The organism is Aquiflexum sp. (assembly GCF_977115555.1).
The window spans coordinates 1-1,768 of record NZ_CDSBKL010000605.1 but is presented as its reverse complement, the minus strand read 5'-3'; the positions used below and the strand labels follow the sequence as shown (position 1 = coordinate 1,768).

Sequence of the window (1,768 nt, the reverse complement as noted above, 5' to 3'; positions counted from 1 at the left end):
TCACAGTCACAGTCAGCAGTGGTGTAATTGAAAGTATAAGTCCAAAGTGCAATTATCAAATCTTGGTCAAAGGATATTAATTGATATTGGATATTAATGGATATTAAATAAACGGGGCAGCCATCTGATATCCCCTATTCTATCCATCTGACGCTTGACATTAAGAACAAGAATTGAAGTCCGAAGGAAGCGGCTATGGACTGTCGACCGTGGACCAAAAACAATTAACCAATAACCATTAACCTCTAACCAAATAACCAATTAACCAATAACCACACAGCAAATGACCATCCTCACAGCCTTACTTGCACTCGGCGGACTGACGCTTCTCTTGGCACTGATGCTGATCGTGGCCAATACCAAACTCTATGTCTATGAAGACCCGAGGATAGACGAGGTCGAAAGCATGCTTCCCCATGCCAACTGCGGTGCCTGTGGGTATCCCGGTTGCAGGCCATTTGCGGAAGCCTTGGTCAAGGGTGACATGCTGCCGGGAAAATGTACCGTGAGCAGTGAAGAAGGCCGGAAAGCCATCGCCGCCTACCTCGGCGTAGATGCCGGAGCGGAAGAAAAACGCGTGGCAAGACTCGCCTGTGCAGGGGGAACGAATGTCGCCATCAACCGCGCCGAATACGAAGGCCTCTCAAGTTGCCGAGGCGCAGCACTGATCTCAGGAGGAGGAAAAGGCTGTTCTTGGGGATGTCTCGGACACGGGGACTGCGAGACGGTCTGCGATTTTGATGCGATTTCGATGAATGAATTCGGGCTTCCCGTGGTAGACGAAGCCAAATGTACCGCCTGTGGGGACTGTGTGGAAGTCTGTCCCAAGGACCTTTTTTCACTTCATCCCATCAGCCACCGCCTTTGGGTGGCCTGCAAAAGTCAGGAAGCCGGCGACGGGGTTCTCGAGGACTGCGAAGTAGGCTGTACCGCCTGCGGCAAATGCGCCATGGATGCCCCCGGCCTGGTCACCATGAAGTACAACCTTCCCGTGATCGACTATTCCGGAAGACACCAAACCCAAGTTCCGATCCAACGCTGCCCTACCGGTGCCATCGTATGGTTGGATGAAAAACAAGGCCCTATCAAAGGCCCCGAAGCGAAGAAAATTATCAGAAAAGGAAAGCTGAAAATGGGGGAAAGCTAAAATAATGATGAATTAATAATGATGAATTACTGGAGCCGTCATCTGGAAGTATTTACGGAAACTAAAGGATCTCCTTTATCGAAGAAGCGAGAAACGAAAGCCGAAAGAATTCTGAATTCATAATGATGAATTAATTGAACCGTCATCCTGAGTCCTCAACATTTTTTGGATTGTTCAGAAAAGGAAAAGACATATAATTCAAAACCCCCAACGGGGGTTGAACCATTAATAGCCCCGGGTTGCCACCCGGGGATAAATGGCGATTTTGAAATTCAGGCCAACCCCAAAGGGGTTGAACATCCTTGAATGAATCATATTCTGTCATCATGAAGGAGGCATTGCCTGTTAATGAGACTCTTCTCCGCCACGGCGGATCAGAGTGACGACCCGCACAATCCCCTCATTCTGAACCGGAGCTTGCGAAGGTGAAGAATCTCAAAAAAATAAAGACCTTTCTCCCAATAACCATCGAGATCAATCGGGGTAATGTACAGCTCATAAGTAAACAAAGGGTAACCCAGACACGGAGTATCCCTAACTCAGACACGGAGTATCCATAGCTAGGACACGGAGTATGGTAAGGGGAAGGTGTACGGAAGGTATACTAAAGTATAGGGGAAG

The 1,768-nt window shown here is 48.4% G+C and carries 1 protein-coding gene; it reads left to right on the top strand.

What is annotated here, in order from left to right:
* Positions 1–283 precede the first annotated feature (283 nt).
* Positions 284–1,147: an RnfABCDGE type electron transport complex subunit B gene (locus ACZFYI_RS20020; protein ID WP_462525887.1), complete on the top strand. Its 864-nt coding sequence runs from the start codon at positions 284–286 to the stop codon at positions 1,145–1,147.
* The last annotated feature ends 621 nt before the right edge of the window (positions 1,148–1,768 follow it).

Bases quoted from the DNA above. Each gene is read 5' to 3' on its own strand.
- ACZFYI_RS20020 (WP_462525887.1), top strand. From the start codon at position 284: ATGACCATCCTCACAGCCTTACTTGCACTCGGCGGACTGACGCTTCTC.